The 15765-nt window shown below is 67.4% G+C and carries 13 protein-coding genes; 3 read left to right on the forward strand and 10 right to left on the reverse strand.

What is annotated here, in order from left to right:
- Window positions 1-115 precede the first annotated feature (115 nt).
- Window positions 116-2254, forward strand: a complete 2139-nt coding sequence (gene rlmKL, locus ACM0O9_RS09130) for a bifunctional 23S rRNA (guanine(2069)-N(7))-methyltransferase RlmK/23S rRNA (guanine(2445)-N(2))-methyltransferase RlmL (protein WP_061478530.1) — start codon at window positions 116-118, stop codon at window positions 2252-2254.
- A 121-nt stretch (window positions 2255-2375) separates the two neighbouring features.
- Here rlmKL and ACM0O9_RS09135 read toward each other — a convergent pair whose 3' ends face one another.
- The 7 genes from ACM0O9_RS09135 to aptA form a co-directional block, all read right to left on the reverse strand.
- On the reverse strand, window positions 2376-2939 hold the full coding sequence (locus ACM0O9_RS09135) for a hypothetical protein (protein WP_414603971.1): 564 nt from the start codon (window positions 2937-2939) through the stop codon (window positions 2376-2378).
- Window positions 2879-3208: a DUF3325 domain-containing protein gene (locus ACM0O9_RS09140; protein ID WP_005415908.1), complete on the reverse strand. Its 330-nt coding sequence runs from the start codon at window positions 3206-3208 to the stop codon at window positions 2879-2881. The genes ACM0O9_RS09135 and ACM0O9_RS09140 overlap by 61 nt, the downstream gene beginning before the upstream one ends.
- The gene (locus ACM0O9_RS09145) at window positions 3205-4842 is read right to left on the reverse strand and encodes a PepSY-associated TM helix domain-containing protein (RefSeq protein ID WP_139726941.1); all 1638 of its coding nucleotides are present in this window, start codon (window positions 4840-4842) and stop codon (window positions 3205-3207) included. Before ACM0O9_RS09145 ends, ACM0O9_RS09140 begins: the two co-directional genes overlap by 4 nt.
- A complete protein-coding gene (locus ACM0O9_RS09150) occupies window positions 4839-5153 on the reverse strand; it encodes a DUF3649 domain-containing protein (RefSeq protein ID WP_414603970.1) in 315 nt (104 codons plus the stop codon). The genes ACM0O9_RS09145 and ACM0O9_RS09150 overlap by 4 nt, the downstream gene beginning before the upstream one ends.
- Window positions 5154-5398: 245 nt before the next feature.
- Window positions 5399-6685 (reverse strand): DUF445 domain-containing protein, encoded by a 1287-nt coding sequence (locus ACM0O9_RS09155; protein ID WP_065177404.1) that lies wholly within the window; start codon window positions 6683-6685, stop codon window positions 5399-5401.
- Window positions 6686-6750: 65 nt separating this feature from the next.
- Window positions 6751-7659 carry a hypothetical protein gene (locus ACM0O9_RS09160; RefSeq protein WP_005415912.1) on the reverse strand — a complete coding sequence of 303 codons (909 nt, stop codon included), beginning with the start codon at window positions 7657-7659 and terminating at the stop codon, window positions 6751-6753.
- Window positions 7660-7722: 63 nt separating this feature from the next.
- Complete coding sequence (gene aptA, locus ACM0O9_RS09165) at window positions 7723-9075, reverse strand: omega-aminotransferase AptA (RefSeq protein WP_065177403.1); 1353 nt, start codon at window positions 9073-9075, stop codon at window positions 7723-7725.
- A 104-nt stretch (window positions 9076-9179) separates the two neighbouring features.
- Here aptA and ACM0O9_RS09170 point away from each other — a divergent pair, with 104 nt between their 5' ends.
- Both ACM0O9_RS09170 and ACM0O9_RS09175 read left to right on the forward strand, forming a co-directional pair.
- Window positions 9180-10676: an aldehyde dehydrogenase gene (locus ACM0O9_RS09170; RefSeq protein WP_065177402.1), complete on the forward strand. Its 1497-nt coding sequence runs from the start codon at window positions 9180-9182 to the stop codon at window positions 10674-10676.
- Window positions 10677-10915: 239 nt separating this feature from the next.
- Complete coding sequence (locus ACM0O9_RS09175; protein ID WP_032954064.1) at window positions 10916-12217, forward strand: MFS transporter; 1302 nt, start codon at window positions 10916-10918, stop codon at window positions 12215-12217.
- On the opposite strand, the gene ACM0O9_RS09180 is transcribed toward ACM0O9_RS09175, so the two are convergent.
- The 3 genes from ACM0O9_RS09180 to ACM0O9_RS09190 form a co-directional block, all read right to left on the reverse strand.
- Window positions 12198-12659 carry a bacteriohemerythrin gene (locus ACM0O9_RS09180; protein ID WP_005415916.1) on the reverse strand — a complete coding sequence of 154 codons (462 nt, stop codon included), beginning with the start codon at window positions 12657-12659 and terminating at the stop codon, window positions 12198-12200. The genes ACM0O9_RS09175 and ACM0O9_RS09180 overlap by 20 nt on opposite strands.
- A gap of 85 nt (window positions 12660-12744) precedes the next feature.
- Window positions 12745-14088: a diguanylate cyclase gene (locus tag ACM0O9_RS09185; protein ID WP_049416322.1), complete on the reverse strand. Its 1344-nt coding sequence runs from the start codon at window positions 14086-14088 to the stop codon at window positions 12745-12747.
- Between the two features lie 94 nt (window positions 14089-14182).
- Complete coding sequence (locus ACM0O9_RS09190; RefSeq protein ID WP_005415918.1) at window positions 14183-15745, reverse strand: MASE1 domain-containing protein; 1563 nt, start codon at window positions 15743-15745, stop codon at window positions 14183-14185.
- Window positions 15746-15765 lie beyond the last annotated feature (20 nt).

The raw sequence follows: 15765 nt of genomic DNA on the forward strand, positions 1-15765 counted from the left end.
TGACTACAATGGCAGCCCCGCCGCCCCCGGCGCGGGCCTGCCGGCCGTGCCTACGGCCCTCCTTTCCGACCGGCCCGGCCCCTGTGCCGCGCCCGACCACCTGCGAACCGATCCCGTGAAATTCTTCGTCTCCTGTGCCAAGGGCCTGGAATACCTGCTTGCCGATGAACTGTCGGCCCTGGGCCTTGGCAAGGCCACCGCCACCATTGCCGGCGTCAACGCCGACGGCGAACTGGCGCAGGCGCTGCGGATCGTGATGTGGTCGCGCCTGGCCAGCCGGGTGCTGTGGCCGATCGACGAGTTCGACTGCCCGGACGAGCAGGCCCTGTATGACGGCGTGCGTGCACTGCCGTGGCACGAGCACATCTCGCCGGAGATGACCCTGGCGGTGGATGCGCACGTGTCCGGCGACAAGATCACCCATGCACGCTTTGCCGCGCAGCGGATCAAGGATGCGATCGTCGACCGCATGCGCGACGAAGGCCTGGAGCGGCCTTCGGTCAATACCGATCTGCCCGACGTGCGCGTCAACCTCTCGCTGCGCAAGGGCCGCGCCTCGCTGTCGATCGACCTCGGCGGTGGCCCGCTGCATCGCCGTGGCTGGCGCGGTGCCGCCCACGAGGCGCCGCTGAAGGAAAACCTGGCCGCCGCGCTGCTGCTGCGCGCGCAATGGCCGCGCCTGCATGCCGCCGGCGGTGGCCTGCTGGACCCGATGTGTGGCAGCGGCACGCTGCTGATCGAAGGCGCACTGATGGCCGCCGACGTTGCCCCAGGCCTGATGCGGCATGGCAGCCTGCCGCCGAGCCGTTGGCTGGGCTTCGACAAGGCGGCCTGGAAGTCCATCCAGAGCGAAGCACGTGAGCGCGAAGCGGCCGGTCTGGCCGCGCTGAAGCCGGTCATCCACGGCAGCGACATCGACCCGGCTGCGATCCAGGCGGCCCGCGAGAATGCCGAGGTCGCCGGCGTCGCCCACGCGATCCGTTTCACCCGCGCCGATGTCGCCGACCTGGCCGCGCCGGAACAGGAGATCGGTGCGGTGGTCTGCAACCCGCCGTACGACGAGCGCCTGGCCGCCGATCCAGCGTTGTATCGTGCACTGGGCAATGCCTTGCAGAAGGCGGTGCCGCAGTGGCGCGCCAGCCTGCTGTGTGGCAATGACGAACTGGCCTTTGCCACCGGCCTGCGCGCCAGCAAGAAGTACCAGATGTTCAACGGTGCGCTGGAATGCGCGCTGATCGTCTGCGATCCGATCGCTGTTCCGGGCCGTGATCCGGCACAGCCCCGCGAGCTGAGCGAAGGCGCGCAGATGGTGGCCAACCGCCTGCGCAAGAACCTGAAGAAGTTCAAGAGCTGGCGTGCCCGCGAGGACATCACCTGCTTCCGCGCCTACGACGCCGACCTGCCGGAGTACGCGGCGGCCATCGACGTCTACGAGGAAGAGGGGGGCAGGCGGCGTACCTTCCTGCATGTGCAGGAATATGCGGCACCGGCGGCGATTCCTGAGAACGACGTGCGCCGCCGCCGCAATGAGCTGCTGGCCGCCGCGCGCGAAGTATTCGGCGTGCCGCCGGAGCAGGTGTCGATGAAATCGCGCGAGCGCGGCAAGGGCGGCAGCAAGTACGGCCGCTTCGAGCAGCGCGACGAGTTCATCGTGGTGCGAGAGAACAACGCGCTGCTGCAGGTGAACCTGTTCGACTACCTCGATACCGGCCTGTTCCTTGACCACCGCCCGCTGCGCCGGATGATGGCCGAGCAGGTGCGTGGCAAGCGTTTCCTGAACCTGTTCTGCTACACCGGCGTGGCCAGCGTGCAGGCCGCCGTGGCGGGTGCCGCCAGCACGACCAGTGTCGACCTGTCGGCTACCTACCTGCAATGGTGCTACGACAACCTGGCGTTGAACGGACAGGGGGGCAACCAGCACCTGCTGGTCCAGGCCGACGCGATGGCGTGGCTGGAAGGCGACCGTGGCCAGTACGACGTGATCTTCTGTGACCCGCCGACTTTCTCCAACTCCGCACGCGCCGATGACTTCGACGTGCAGCGCGAACAACTGAAGCTGCTGCGTGCGGCGGTGGCGCGGCTGGCACCGGGTGGCGTGCTGTACTTCTCCAACAACTTCCGCCGCTTCAAGCTGGAAGAGAACGCCATCGCCGAGTTCGCCCAGTGCCGCGAGATCACCGCACGCACGATTGGTCCGGATTTCGAGCGCAACGCGCGCATCCACCGCGCGTGGGAACTGAAGCGGTTGGGGTAAGCCCGGTAGTGCCGGCCGCTGGCCGGCAACTGCGTCAGAACCGTGGAAGGTCCGCGGGATGCCGGCCAGCGGCAGGCATTACCGCGTCTGGTCCGTAGATCCACGCCATGCGTGGATCGGCCTAAAGCACCAACAATCGCCCCGGCGCATGGGCCAGGGGCCAATGGCCCTGTTCGTACAGCGCAAGCACAGGCTCCCAGTGTGCCGGCAGGCCGAGATGCATCTCCAGCAGGCGTTGCCGGAAGGCGAACATCGCCCCATCGCGCGCCACCAGCTGCAGGTCATGTGCACCACAGCGCAGTGCCGGCAGATCCAGTGCCGAAAGCGCGCGCATCAACGTGCGGTTGAGTTCGCGTCGGGCGTCGGCGAGTTCGGCTGGATGGGGCAGGGCGCCGTGAAACGGATCCGAATCGCCCAGTGTCGTGGGCATCCATTCGAAACCATCGGTATCGATGGTCCGCAGTGCTTCGGCCAGCGACCGAACGGCGACGACGCCGGCCGCTATGGGCAGTGTTTCACCCAACCGGGAAAAAAAGCCGATTCCAGACATCCGCTGCAGCATGCTATCCATACGGGCATTGTAGATCCACGCCATGCGAGGATGCCGCTGTCCCCGTCCTGCGGCTACAGCAATTCCAGCACCAACCCCAGCACCGGCAGCGCGATCGCCAGCGGCGCAATCCATGTTGGACGATACGGGTACAACCCGAACGACAGCGTCACGCCGGCCAGGGTCATTGCCCCCAGCCATAGCACCGGGCCCATCGCCCAGCCGTGGTCGGCCACGCACAGTGCGAACGCCGCCGCCAGCAGCGCCCAGCCCAGCACCCGCCACTGCATCCGCCGTGCGGGTGCGGCCGCGGCCTTGCCATGCAGGTCGTGCTGGTGCTTTTCCATCGACAGCGACAGCGCGGTGAACGCAGAGAACGACAGCGCCAGTGCCAGCAGCATCATGCGCTGGCCTCCGCTTCGGCCGCTTCCGCAGTGTTCACCGATGCCTTCGGTGCAGCCGCAGCGGCCGCACGTTTCTTCTTCTCGGCCGCACTCAGCGGTGGCGTCCAGCGCTGCATGCGCCAGCCGCACAGCGCCAGCATCGCGCCGAACGCGATCATCGAAAGATCGACGCCGGCCAGTACCCAGTCGCCGCTGCGCAGTGTGACCCCGAGGTGGGCATGGGTGGTCACTGCATTGACCACCGGCACCAGTGCGAACGCGGCCGCACCCAGATAGAGCTGCCACGCCCACATCATCCGCTTCGGCCAGATGAAGGCGGCCAGCAGCGCGCCGCCCCAGGCGTAGAAGAACACGTTGGCCTCGGCACTGGAGCGCTCGGCGATCTGCAGCGGCAGCAGGCGGTTGCCCCAGAAGTACGCCGCGAAGGCGATCGGCAGGCCGGCCACGGTGCCGATGTTCAGCGCATCGACCAGGCGCAGGCCGAATCCGGTACGCCCGTTCTTGGCATGCCTGGGACGCTCCTTCACCGCCCACAGCACCACGCCGCTGGCGACCATCAGGCAGCCGACCAGGCCGGACAGGAAGAACAGTGCGCGCAGGCCCCAGTCGGCGAAGCGCGCCAGGTGCAGGCCATACAGCACGCCACGGGTGGCGGTGGCGCCGCCGGACGGCGGCGTCTCTTCCAGCAGCGCACCGTTGACCATGTTGTAGCGCAGCGCCGGGGTGTCGGTGGACAAACGCCTGCCGTCGCGTTGGCGGATGTCGATCACCGCATTGGCAGCGCCCGGGTTGGACACGGTGAAGCCGGCCACTTCCACGCCGTGCCAGTGTGCACGCGCGCTGTCCAGCAGCTGTGCGATCGGCAGCGGCGTGGCGCGGCCCTGTGCCGGCGCGGTCACCTCTGGCATGCCGCCGAAGGCTTCGCTGAAGAACTTGTCCTCGTCCTGCGGGTAGGCAACTTTCACCCCCCACGGCAGGTACATGATCATCAGAGTGACGATGCCGGTGTAGGTGATCATCGCGTGGTACGGCAGGGCCATCACCGCGCTGACGTTGTGGAAATCCAGCCAGGACCGCAGGCCCTTGTCCTTGCGGAAGGTGAAGAAGTCCTTGAAGATTTTCTTGTGGGTGATGACGCCGGTGATGATCGCCACCAGCATGAACATCGCGCAGAAACCGACCAGGTAGCGCGCCCAGTACACCGGGATGTAGTGCAGGTCGAAGTGCAGGCGGTAGAAGAAGTCGCCGCCACGGGTCTCGCGCGCCTTCAATGCCTGGCCGGTGTTCGGGTCGAGCGTGGCGTCGCCGAAGCCACCGCGACGGCCACGACTGGGGTCAGCCAGTTCCGGTGGCAGCCGCCAGAACAGCTGCATGGCCGGGTTGCGCGGCTGCGGCAGGGTGACGAACCAGTTCTCGGCGTGGCTCGCATTGGCCTGCAGGTAGGCCACCGCGCGCTGCGCGGCCACGTCGATGCTGACGTTGCTGGACGGCAGCTCCGGGCGCATCCAGCGACTGATTTCCTCGCGGTAGTAGCTGGCCGTGCCGGCCATGAAGATCAGCAGCAGCAACCAGCCGACCAGCAGGCCCGTCCAGGTATGCAGCCAGGCCATCGACTGGCGGAATCCGTTCTTCATGCCCAGGCGCCCAACAGGCGTGCGACCGCCGCCATCAGCAGGGCGGGGGCGAGGATGCCGACCCAGGCCCGCAGTGCACTGCGGGTGGCAAAGGCCCACAGCGCCGCGCAGGCAGCCACCACAATGGCCAGCAGCATGCCGGTCAGCACGGTCTGGCCGCGCGCGCCGGGCAACGCCACCGCGCAGAACACGCTGGTCACCGAGGCCAGCGCATAGCCGCCGAAGATCGCGGCCAACGAACGTGACAGCACGCCCCAGCGCGGGCTGGAGAACAAGGTGCGGGGGCTGGCGGGTGTGGGCGAGCGGTCCACGGCGTTCCTGAAGGTAGGAGAAGGGATGGAACGCGTCCGCGGCCCCCTTGCGCCCTGCGCATGTCGCCCAGCGTGTCCCATCGACGAAGCACTGCCCGCGCAGACGGGCAGCCCAGAAGTCGGGGCAGTACACGGGCGATGGGCACGTTTTTCGTGCCCGTTTGGCTAAGCGTACAACCGATCAGTAAATGATATGTATTCGCATTTCATGAATCAAGCGTGCTGATCCTGGGCGTTGGCCGGGGCTAGAACCTGAACACCACGGTTGCCGCATGCAGCAGCAGGCCGATCAACCCGCCCACCAGGGTGCCGTTGAAGCGGATGAACTGCAGGTCGCGACCCACACTCAGTTCCAGTTGCTCGACCAGATGCCGCTCGTCCCAGCCCTTCACGGTCTGCGCGATATGCGTGGTCACGCCCTCGCGCAGGCGGCCGGTCAGGCGCTGCGCACCTTCCAGCAGGTGCTGGTTGAGGGCCTCGCGCAGGGCCGGGTCGGCCTGCAGGCTGCTGCCCAGCGACGCCAGGCTGCGCCGCAGGTGTCCGACCAGCGCAGAGTCTTCGCGTTGCAGGTCGGCGCGCAGGCTGGCATGGATACGCGCCCACAGCCCCTGCACGTAGTCCTGCAGGGCGGGGTGGTCGATCATGTCCTGCTTGAGCTGTTCGATGCGCTCAGCCAGCGCCGGGTCTTCGCGCAGGCGCTGCACGTAGTTCTGCAGCCAGGTCTCGTAGTCCTGGCGCAGCGGATGCTGCGGCTCGGCCAGCACCTGTTGCAGTTCTTCCAGTACCGCCCGCGCCAGGCGTTCGGCCAGGCTGTCGCCGATCTCGTCGATTGGCTTGACCCAGTTCACCGTGCTCGACAGCGTCGGCCATTCGCGCTGGATGTAGCGCACGATCAGCTGCGAGGCGCGCTCCTTCACCTCCGGCTGCTCCAGCCAGCGTCCCAGGCGCTGCAGGCCCTCGTCCAGCACGCGCTGGTGGCGGCCATCGGCGGTCAGCAGGGCCAGCAGTTCACCGGCGGTGGCAGCAGCGTTCCACTGCCGCAGCTGCTGCACCACGAAGGCATGCAGTTGCCGCCGCACCGCGGTTTCGTCGAAGAAATCCAGTGCCTGCAGCGCCCAGCCGCGGGCCATGTCGGCCAGCATCCGCGAGCGTGCCGGGTCGGCCAGCCAGCTACCGAGACGACTGGCCGGATCGAACACCTGCAGCTTGGCCAGCAGCACACCCGGTTCCAGGAACTGGTCGCGCACGAACAGCGCCAGGCTGTCGCCGATGCGTTCCTTGCTGCGCGGGATGATCGCGGTGTGCGGAATCGGCAGGCCCATTGGCCGCCGGAACAGCGCAACGACTGCGAACCAGTCGGCCAGCGCGCCGACCGCAGCAGCCTCGCAGAAGGCCGAAACCCAGGCCCAGATGCCGCGTTCGCCGTGCCAATGGCTGACCGCGAATCCGGCCAGCATCAACAGCAGCAGGCCCAGTGCGAGGGCTTTCAGGCGCCGCAGCTGGGCGCGGCGCGGATCGTGGGCAGGCGTCATGCCGGAAGTCTAACCGGCACGGCATGAGCATCTGGTAGTGCCGGCCGCTGGCCGGCATCTTCAGTTCACCCGATACCTTCATGGGGTTGCCGGCCAGCGGCCGGCACTACCTGCTTGCGCAGCGCGGCCAGCTGCGCGCGCAGGGTGTCGTTCTCGCGGGTCAACGCGACCACGCGGCGGCGCAGGGCCGGGGCATCCTCGCCCAGCTGTTCCAGTGCCAACAGTACCTCGGCGTCGCGGCTGGCGATCTCGTCCTCGCTGGGCTCCTCGAAGTCCATCTCGGCCGCGTCCGGCTTCGGCGCGCGCGGCTTGCGCTTGGATTCGCGCACGCGCTTGGCCGCCTGCTTCAGCTCATCCTTGCCGCCGGCGGCGGCGGCGCGTTGCTCCTCTTCGGGCAGATCGGCCACGGCTGCGGCGGCGCTGATCGAGATCACGCCGGCCTTCACTGCCTCCACCACTTCGGGTGCAGCCTGGGCATGGATGCGCTCGATCATGCCGACCTGGCTGGTACTCAGCTTGGCTTCGCGGGCCAGTTCGGCGCGGCTGAGCTTCGGTGCCGGCTCCCACGGCGGGCTGTCCTCGCCCGCCTCATCGGCAATCTCGGCGGTACCGTCGCTCTCGCGCTGCAGCTGCGCCTGCTCGACCTGCTTGCGGGCGGCCAGGATGTCGCGCTTGCGCAGCGCCAGCACGCCGCGCTGGAAATCGGACACGCTGCGACGGCCCAGATGCTGCTCGATCATCCACAGGTGAACGTCTTCCATGCTCTGGAAGCGCGTGTTCTGCACGGTGTTGAAGGGCAGGCCATGCTTCTGGCAGATGCCGAAACGGTTGTGACCATCGACCAGCACATTACCCCACAGCACCAGCGCATCGCGGCAGCCTTCGGCCAGGATGCTGCGCTCCAGCGCGTCATGTTCGTCCGCGGTCAGCGGGTCGATGTAGGCCTTGAGTTCTTCTTTGACGACGATATCCATGGGCACGGCAACGAGCAGGAGCGGAACCGCCCATTGTACCCGCTCGCCGCCGCCGGCCCGGGCTCAGGCGGTGACCCGGATCATCTCGCCCAGGGTGCCGGTGATCTGGTCGATCTGCGCCTTGTCCACGATCAGCGGCGGCGACAGCGCGATGATGTCACCGGTGCAGCGCACCAGCAGCCGGCCATCGTGGAAGCAGCGCCGGAACACCTCGTAGCCGCGGCTGCCAGGGGCATCGCGGCGCGGTGCCAGCTCGACCGCGCCGACCAGCCCGAAGTTGCGGATGTCGATCACGTTGGGCAGGCCCTGCAGCGCGTGCAGCCGTTCCTGCCAGTACTCGCCCAGTTCGATGGCGCGCTCGAACAGGCGCTCCTCGGCGTAGACGTCCAGTGTTGCCAGCGCTGCGGCGCAGGCCAGCGGGTGACCCGAGTAGGTATAGCCGTGGAACAGCTCGATGGCCTGCGGCGGGGCCTGCATCAGCGTGGCATGCACGGCGTCGCTGGCCAGCACGCCGCCCAGCGGCACCGCGCCGTTGCTGACCGCCTTGGCGAAGGTCAGCAGGTCCGGTGTGACCCCGAAGCGCTGCGCGGCGAAGGGCATGCCGACCCGGCCGAAACCGGTGATGACCTCATCGAACACCAGCAGGATGCCGTGGTGGTCGCACAATTCGCGCAGGCGCTGCAGGTATCCGGGCGCGGGCAGGATCACCCCGGCGGAGCCGGCGATGGGCTCGACGAAGACGGCGGCAATCGTCGAGGCGTCATGCAGCGCGATCAGCCGTTCCAGGTCGTCGGCCAGCTCCGCGCCCTGGCGCGGCAGGCCCTTGCTGAACGCGTTGCGCTGCAGGTCCAGGGTGTGGCGCAGATAGTCCACGCCCCCCAGTTGCAGGCCGAACGCCCTGCGGTTGTTGGGCAGACCGCCCAGCGCCATGCCACCGAAACCGACGCCGTGATAGGCCTTCTCGCGGCTGATGAAGCGCGTGCGCTGGCCCTCGCCACGCTGGCGGTGGTAAGCCAGCACGATCTTCATCGCGGTATCCACCGCCTCCGAGCCGGAGCTGGTGAAGAACACATGGTTGAGCGGGGCCGGAGCCAGTGCGGCCAGCCGCTGTGCCAGCGCGAAGGCCGGCGGCGAGCCCACCTGGAAAGCGGGCGAGTAGTCGAGCGTGCGTGCCTGCCCGGCGATGGCCTCGACGATGCGCGGTCGCGCGTGGCCGGCGTTGCAGCACCACAGGCCGGCGGTGCCGTCGAGGATCTGTCGGCCATCGATGTCTTCGTAGTGCATGCCTTCGGCGCGGACCAGCATGCGTGGTGCCGCCTTGTACTGGCGGTTGGCGGTGAATGGCATCCAGTAAGCGTCCAGTGACTCGGGGCGCTGTGTGGTCAGGTCGTGCAGGTCGCTTCCGGGACGCTTCATGCCAGCTCCGTCGGGTCCGATGCGACGAATGTAGCGCAGCCACGTCACGGCGGAGTCGCGGTGACCCCGGTATAACCAAGGCTCGTAGAATGCTGGAGCTTCCCATGGCCGATTTTCCCGACCGCAGCCATTGGCAGGCACTGGCCCTCCAGCTGTCGATGCCAGGCCAGGCCTTCATCGATGGCCGCTATGTCGATGCAGCCAGCGGCGCCCGTTTCGACTGCGTCAGCCCGATCGACGGTCGCGTACTGGGGGCGGTCGCCGACTGCGACGCACAGGACGTGGAGCGCGCGGTACTGGCCGCGCGGCGCAGCTTCGAGGCCGGCCACTGGTCGCAGGCCAGCCCGGCCCAGCGAAAGCGCGTACTGTTGGCGCTGGCGGCATTGGTCGAAACGCATGCCGACGAGCTGGCCCTGCTGGAAACCCTGGACATGGGCAAGCCGGTGCGTGATGCGCGCCGCATCGACCTGCCAGGCGCGGTGCGCTGCCTGCGCTGGACCGCCGAGGCCGTGGACAAGCTGTACGGCGAGATCGCGCCGACCGGCCCGCACGAACTGGGACTGGTCACGCGCGAGGCCGCCGGGGTCGTGGCCGCGATCGTTCCGTGGAACTTTCCGCTGCTGATGGCCTGCTGGAAGATCGCGCCTGCATTGGCCATGGGCAACTCGGTGGTGCTCAAGCCGTCCGAGCGCTCGCCCTTGAGTGCGTTGCGGCTGGCGGCGCTGGCCGCCGAAGCGGGCCTGCCAGAGGGCGTGCTGAACGTGCTGCCGGGGCACGGTGCGCGCGTCGGTGAGCCGTTGGCCCTGCACATGGATGTGGACGTGCTCGCCTTCACCGGCTCCACGGCCACGGGCGCGAAGCTGCTGCAGTGTTCAGGGCGATCCAACCTCAAGCGGGTCTGGCTGGAATGTGGCGGCAAGAGCCCGCATGTGGTGTTTGCCGACGCCCCTGATCTGGACGCCGCCGCGAAGGCGGTGGCACAGGGTATCTTCTTCAACCAGGGCGAGGTCTGTACCGCAGGTTCGCGGCTCCTGGTACAGCGTTCGATCCGCGAGGATTTCGTGCATCAGGTGGTTGCCTATGGCCAGCACATGCACCCCCGCCATCCATTGGACCCCGATGCGCCGATGGGCGCGCTGGTGGATGCCGCGCACCTGGACAAGGTGATGGACGATATCGCGCGCGCCGAAGGCGAGGGTGCCCGGTTGCTGCTGGGTGGGCGGCGCGCCGAAGTGGAAGCCGGCGGCAGCTACGTCCAGCCCACCGTGTTCGACCAGGTGCGCCCGGAGCAGGCACTGGCGCGCGAGGAAGTGTTCGGGCCGGTGCTGGCTGTGCTTGGTTTCGAAGACGAGGCCGAAGCGGTGCGCGTGGCCAATGACAGCCGCTACGGCCTGGCCGCGGGCCTGTGGACACGGGACCTGGGGCGAGCCCACCGCGTCGCGCGCCAGCTGCGTGCTGGCAGCATCTGGGTGAACGGCTGGGATGGCGGCGACATGACCGCTCCGTTCGGGGGCTACAAGCAGTCCGGCAACGGGCGCGACAAATCGCTGCATGCGTTCGACAAGTACAGCGAGATCAAGGCCACCTGGATGCAGCTGTAACGACGCGATTGCTGGACGGCTGTTCGCTCTCTGTAGAGTCGAGCGATGCTCGACTGCCGTTCGTTCTTCTGTAGAGCCGAGCCATGCTCGGCTGCATCTCGCGAAGAACCATCGAGCATGTCTCGACGTTACAGGAGGCGCCTGCCCCCTCGTCGGCATCGGTGTCGGCTGAAACCATCGTGCCGTACCGCCGCCAGCCCGTGGCAGAATCGGTCGATCTGCCATTTCCCGTGTTGCCGATGTCCTCGATCACCGCTGCCGCGCCGCCCGTGAATTCCCCCCGTCGTGTTCTGCTGGCCAGCCTGATCGGTACCACGATCGAGTTCTTCGACTTCTACATCTACGCCACGGCCGCGGTGCTGGTGTTCCCGCACCTGTTCTTCCCGGACAGCAGCGAACAGGCAGCCCTGCTGCAGTCGCTGGCAACCTTCGCGGTGGCCTTCATCGCACGCCCGGTTGGCTCGGCAGTGTTCGGCCATTTTGGCGATCGCATCGGCCGCAAGGCCACCCTGGTGGCTGCGCTGCTGACCATGGGGCTGTCCACGGTGCTGATCGGCCTGCTGCCGACGCACGCGCAGATCGGTCTGTGGGCGCCGGCGCTTCTGGCGCTGTGCCGTTTCGGCCAGGGCCTGGGTCTGGGCGGCGAGTGGGGCGGGGCAGTGCTGCTGGCCACCGAGAACGCACCGCCGGGCAAGCGTGCCTGGTACGGCATGTTCCCGCAGCTGGGTGCACCGCTCGGCTTCCTGCTGTCGGCCGGCATCTTCCTGGTGCTCGGCCGTTGCCTGAGCCAGGCCGACTTCCTGCAGTGGGGCTGGCGCATTCCGTTCGTGGCCAGCGCGCTGCTGGTCGGCCTCGGCCTGTGGGTGCGGCTGAACATCCACGAGACCCCCGACTTCAAGCAGGCGCTGGAGCGCAAGGCGCCGGTGCGGCTGCCGATGTGGACGGTGCTGCGTGACCACCCGGTGCCGATGCTGCTGGGTACCCTGGGCGCGTTCGCCACCTTCGTGCTGTTCTACCTGATGACCGTGTTCAGCCTCGGCCACGGCACGGCCGTGCTGGGTTACAGCCGCGAGCAGTTCCTGCTGATGCAGATGGCCGGCATGCTGTTCTTCGCGCTGGGCATCCCGCTGTCGGCGCGCTATGGCGACCGTTGGGGGACGCGCCGCACGATGATCGTGGCCAGCGTGCTGATCATCGGTTTCGGCGTGCTGTTCGCGCCGCTGTTCCAGCCGCACAGCCCGTGGATGGTCACCGCCTTCCTGTGCCTGGGCCTGTTCCTGATGGGCCTGACCTATGGTCCCTGCGGTACCTTCCTGGCCGAGATCTACCCGGTGGAGGTGCGCTACACCGGCGCATCGCTGTCATTCAACCTGGCCGGCATTCTGGGTGCGGCACCGGCGCCGTACCTGGCCACCTGGCTGGCCGAACGCTTCGGTCTGGTCGCGGTCGGCTACTACCTGTGCCTGACTGCGGCAGCGACGCTGTGCGCGCTGGTGGCACTGCACCGGCGCGCGCTGCGGTTCAGCCAAAGAAGCGCTTGAGCGTGCGTCCCAGCCAGCCACCGCCCTGGTGCTCGCGGGTGAACTGGTTCAGGTGTGCCTTGACCTGTTCGGCATAGGCCTGATCATCGCCGCGGATGTGGTTGAACAACCAGCGCGAGAGCATCGTGCGCAGTTCATCGCTGATGTCCTCGCCGGCCTGGAAGCGCAGCCGGTACTCGGCCACACGCTTGATGAAGATCTCATGCACGCGCTTGTGCGCGGCACAGAACGGGTAGCCCGCTTCCTCCATCAGCTCTTCCTCGAACGCGAAGTGCGACATGGTGTAGTCGACCACCTCGTCGATCACTTCACCCACTGCCGCGCGCTGCAGGCTGGACTGGGCCACGTGCAGGTGGTTGAGCATCTCGATGATGCGGCGGTGTTGTTGGTCGATCACATCGATGCCGATGTTCAGATCGTCCTGCCAGACCAGTAGTGCCATCCCCGGCTCCCCTTCATGCGTATGTCGGGGCCGACTGTAGAGCTGTCGTGCGGGAACGGCGTTGATCTGGATCAAAGCGAGCCGGTCAGGTCAGCGCAGGCTCGCGTGGACGCAGCGGGCTGGCCACCGTGGTGCAGCTGACCCGATTGCGGCCACCGGCCTTGGCCAGGTACAGCTGGCGGTCGGCCTCGGAGATCAGCCGGTGCAGCGCATCGCGCTGCGGGCGCAGGCAGCACAGGCCGATGCTGACCGTCATGCGCAGGGTAGCGGTGCCGATGTCCACCTCCAGTGCGGCGATGCGCTGGCGCAGCTCCTCGAAGTACAGCAGCGCCTCGTCCTGTTCCATGTCTGGCACCAGCAGGCAGAACTCCTCGCCGCCGAAGCGCGCGATCAGGTCGTGGCTGCGTGCATGCGCGGTCACCGCGCCGGCCACCGCGCGCAGCGCGTCGTCGCCCGCTTCGTGGCCATGGGTGTCGTTGATGTGCTTGAAGTGGTCGATGTCGATCATCGCCACCGCCACGCATTGGCCGTGCAGCTGCAGCTGCGGCAGCTGACGCTGGCTCTGCTCCAGGAAGAAGCGTCGGTTGGGCAGGCCGGTGAGGAAATCGCGGGTGGCCAGGTCCTGCAGGGTGCCGATCAGCTCCAGCTGGTCCACGTTCTGCGAGACGCGGCAGAAGAACTCCTCGCGCGAGAACGGCTTGCGCAGGAAATCGTTGGCGCCGTTCTTCAGGAAGCGCGGGATCAATGAGGCGTCGGTATTGCCGGAGATGCCGATCACCGCCACCTTGTCGCGCGAGCGCAGGGTGCGCAGGCGACGGGTGAATTCCACGCCTTGCATGCCGGGCATTTCCTGGTCGACCACCGCCAGGCGGATCGCCGGATGCGCCTCGATAGCAGCCAGGCCCTCGTTGCCGTCGGCGGCTTCGTGCACCTCATGCCCATACATCCGCAGCAGGGCGGCGGCATAGCCACGCGCGGACGGCGAATCGTCCACCACCAGCGCGGCGATGCGTCGGTTGCGTTCCAGCCGCTGCACCAGCCACACCAGGTAGTCGATGCTGCCCGGGGTGTTCTTCAGCACGTAGTCGATGATCTGCTGCTGTAGTACGCGCTTGCGCAGGTCCTCGTCGTAAACGCCGCTGACCACCACCGTCGGCAGGTCGCGCTTGAGGAAGAACTCGACCACCGCATCGCGGTCGCCGTCGGCCAGCACCAGTCCGGTCAGCACCAGGAACCAGCCCCCGCCTTCGCTGAGCAGCCGGTCGGCCTCGGCCAGGGTGGAGGCGATCACCACCGGCAGTTCCAGGCGCTGCTCGATGGCTTCGCGCAGCATGCCGGTGAACGCACGGGAGTTTTCGACCAGCAGGATCCGCTGCGGCAGCGGATCGGCCAGGTCGCCATCGACGGCGGCCTGCGGCAGCACGGGCATGATGCGGTGGCTCACGAGGGAGGGGCTCGGCACGGATAGCGGCGGTTTCGGGCGCAACTTTAGCGGAGCAGCGTGCCCTGCGCGTCGTTCCCGGTCAGGCAGGCGATGCGAATGCCGCCGCTGTACCCGCAATCGATTCGTGCAGGACGAGCCGGAGCCGGTTGCTACGGCAATGCACCGTGCCGCCGTAGGCCATTATCCGGCCGGCCAGACGCTCGGTGGCTTGCTGAACGGTCCGGTTCGACAGCGTGCAACCACGGTCAAGCAGGCCCACAACCACCACGATGCCGCGGCGTTCGCCAGCCTGGCCGCTCCGGGCGCGCACGCTGACCTGTCCCGATTCCAGCTCCAGCAGCAGCGACACCGCCTCGATCAGCGAGCGATAGATGGCGAGTTGCAGGTCCACCGTCAGCAAGCAGGGGTTGCCCTCCAGCCGGGGCGGAATCACGCGATGGGAGTTGTTCCAGGTCTCGCATGCGCCGCCAACCCGAAGCGCGATATACAGCCCAACCTGCTCCAGCCCCGTGGGGTAGACCAGACTGGCCTGTTCACGGAACAGCCGCGAGTGCACGGATGAGGCGTGCTGCAGGCTGTTGGCCACGGCATGATGCCCCTGCGCCTTCAGCCAGCTGACCATCTCGCCGAGCGAGCTGTCCATGCCTTCGCCGAGTTGCTTGAGATGGGAGGCGCGCTCGCGAAGCTCACGCTCACGGGTCTGATGCGAACTGCGTGCCAAGCGCAATGTGGTTTCCTCAGCCAGTCCACGGGACCGTGCACGCTCATGGTGATAGCTGATGCTGGATCCCAGTGCGAGCAGTGCGACACTCATCACGGCCATGTTCTGCTGGGTGGCGAAGGTGCCCAGGTCGAACGAGGACGGTAGGCCGGTGCTGGGTGTGGCGAAATGGAGTGGAAGGTTCAACAGCGGAATCGCGATGGCAGCGCCACGCCACCCATGCATGAAGGTCAGGGCGATCGCTGGGAGGGAGGACAGCAGCACCAGGTGGGTGCGTGTGGTGTGGGCGCTGATGGCCGTCAGCTGCATGCACAGGCCCAGGACCAGCATCACCAGGATGGCCGTGACCGTAGGCGCAGCAAAGCGGCGCGTCCAATTGGGATCCGCGTGTCGTCGCGACCAGAGGAATGCCAACGGCACGAGGGTGATGATGGCGGCGAAGTGGCCAAAGATCGTGCGATCAACTGCGCTAAGCAGGTTGCTGGGCGGCGGGTTCGACCACAGAGCAAATGAAATGCCCATATTGAGAGCCGGGACGAACAATGCCGTGCAGAAGGTCAGCGACAGCAGCCAGAGGCCGGTGGCGGACTCTGATGGCATTCTCATGCGATGCAAGTAGACCACCAGCATCGCCAGCGGCATCAGCAGAGTCGAGGCCAGGATGACCCAGACCAGGCCGTAGCTATCGATCATGGGGATGCGCAGGGTTGCGAAGTACGCGTACTCCCCAAGCAGCAGGTAGGGCCACAGGCGGGTCGGGACGATCAGTAGTGCCGCTGCCCGGATGCCCGCAGGCAGGAAGAACTGATCCAGCGAGAACTGACGGGAGGCAAGGCAGCTCAGGGCGTAGACGGCCGCGAGTGCGATTCCGACGGGTCGGATCCGGAAGCTCAGTTCAATCGATTCTTTGAATCGCTCCAAGCCCGCGTCTCCCGTCTCCC

It is taken from the genome of Stenotrophomonas sp. FR012 (assembly GCF_047520565.2).
Taxonomy (GTDB): domain Bacteria; phylum Pseudomonadota; class Gammaproteobacteria; order Xanthomonadales; family Xanthomonadaceae; genus Stenotrophomonas; species Stenotrophomonas sepilia.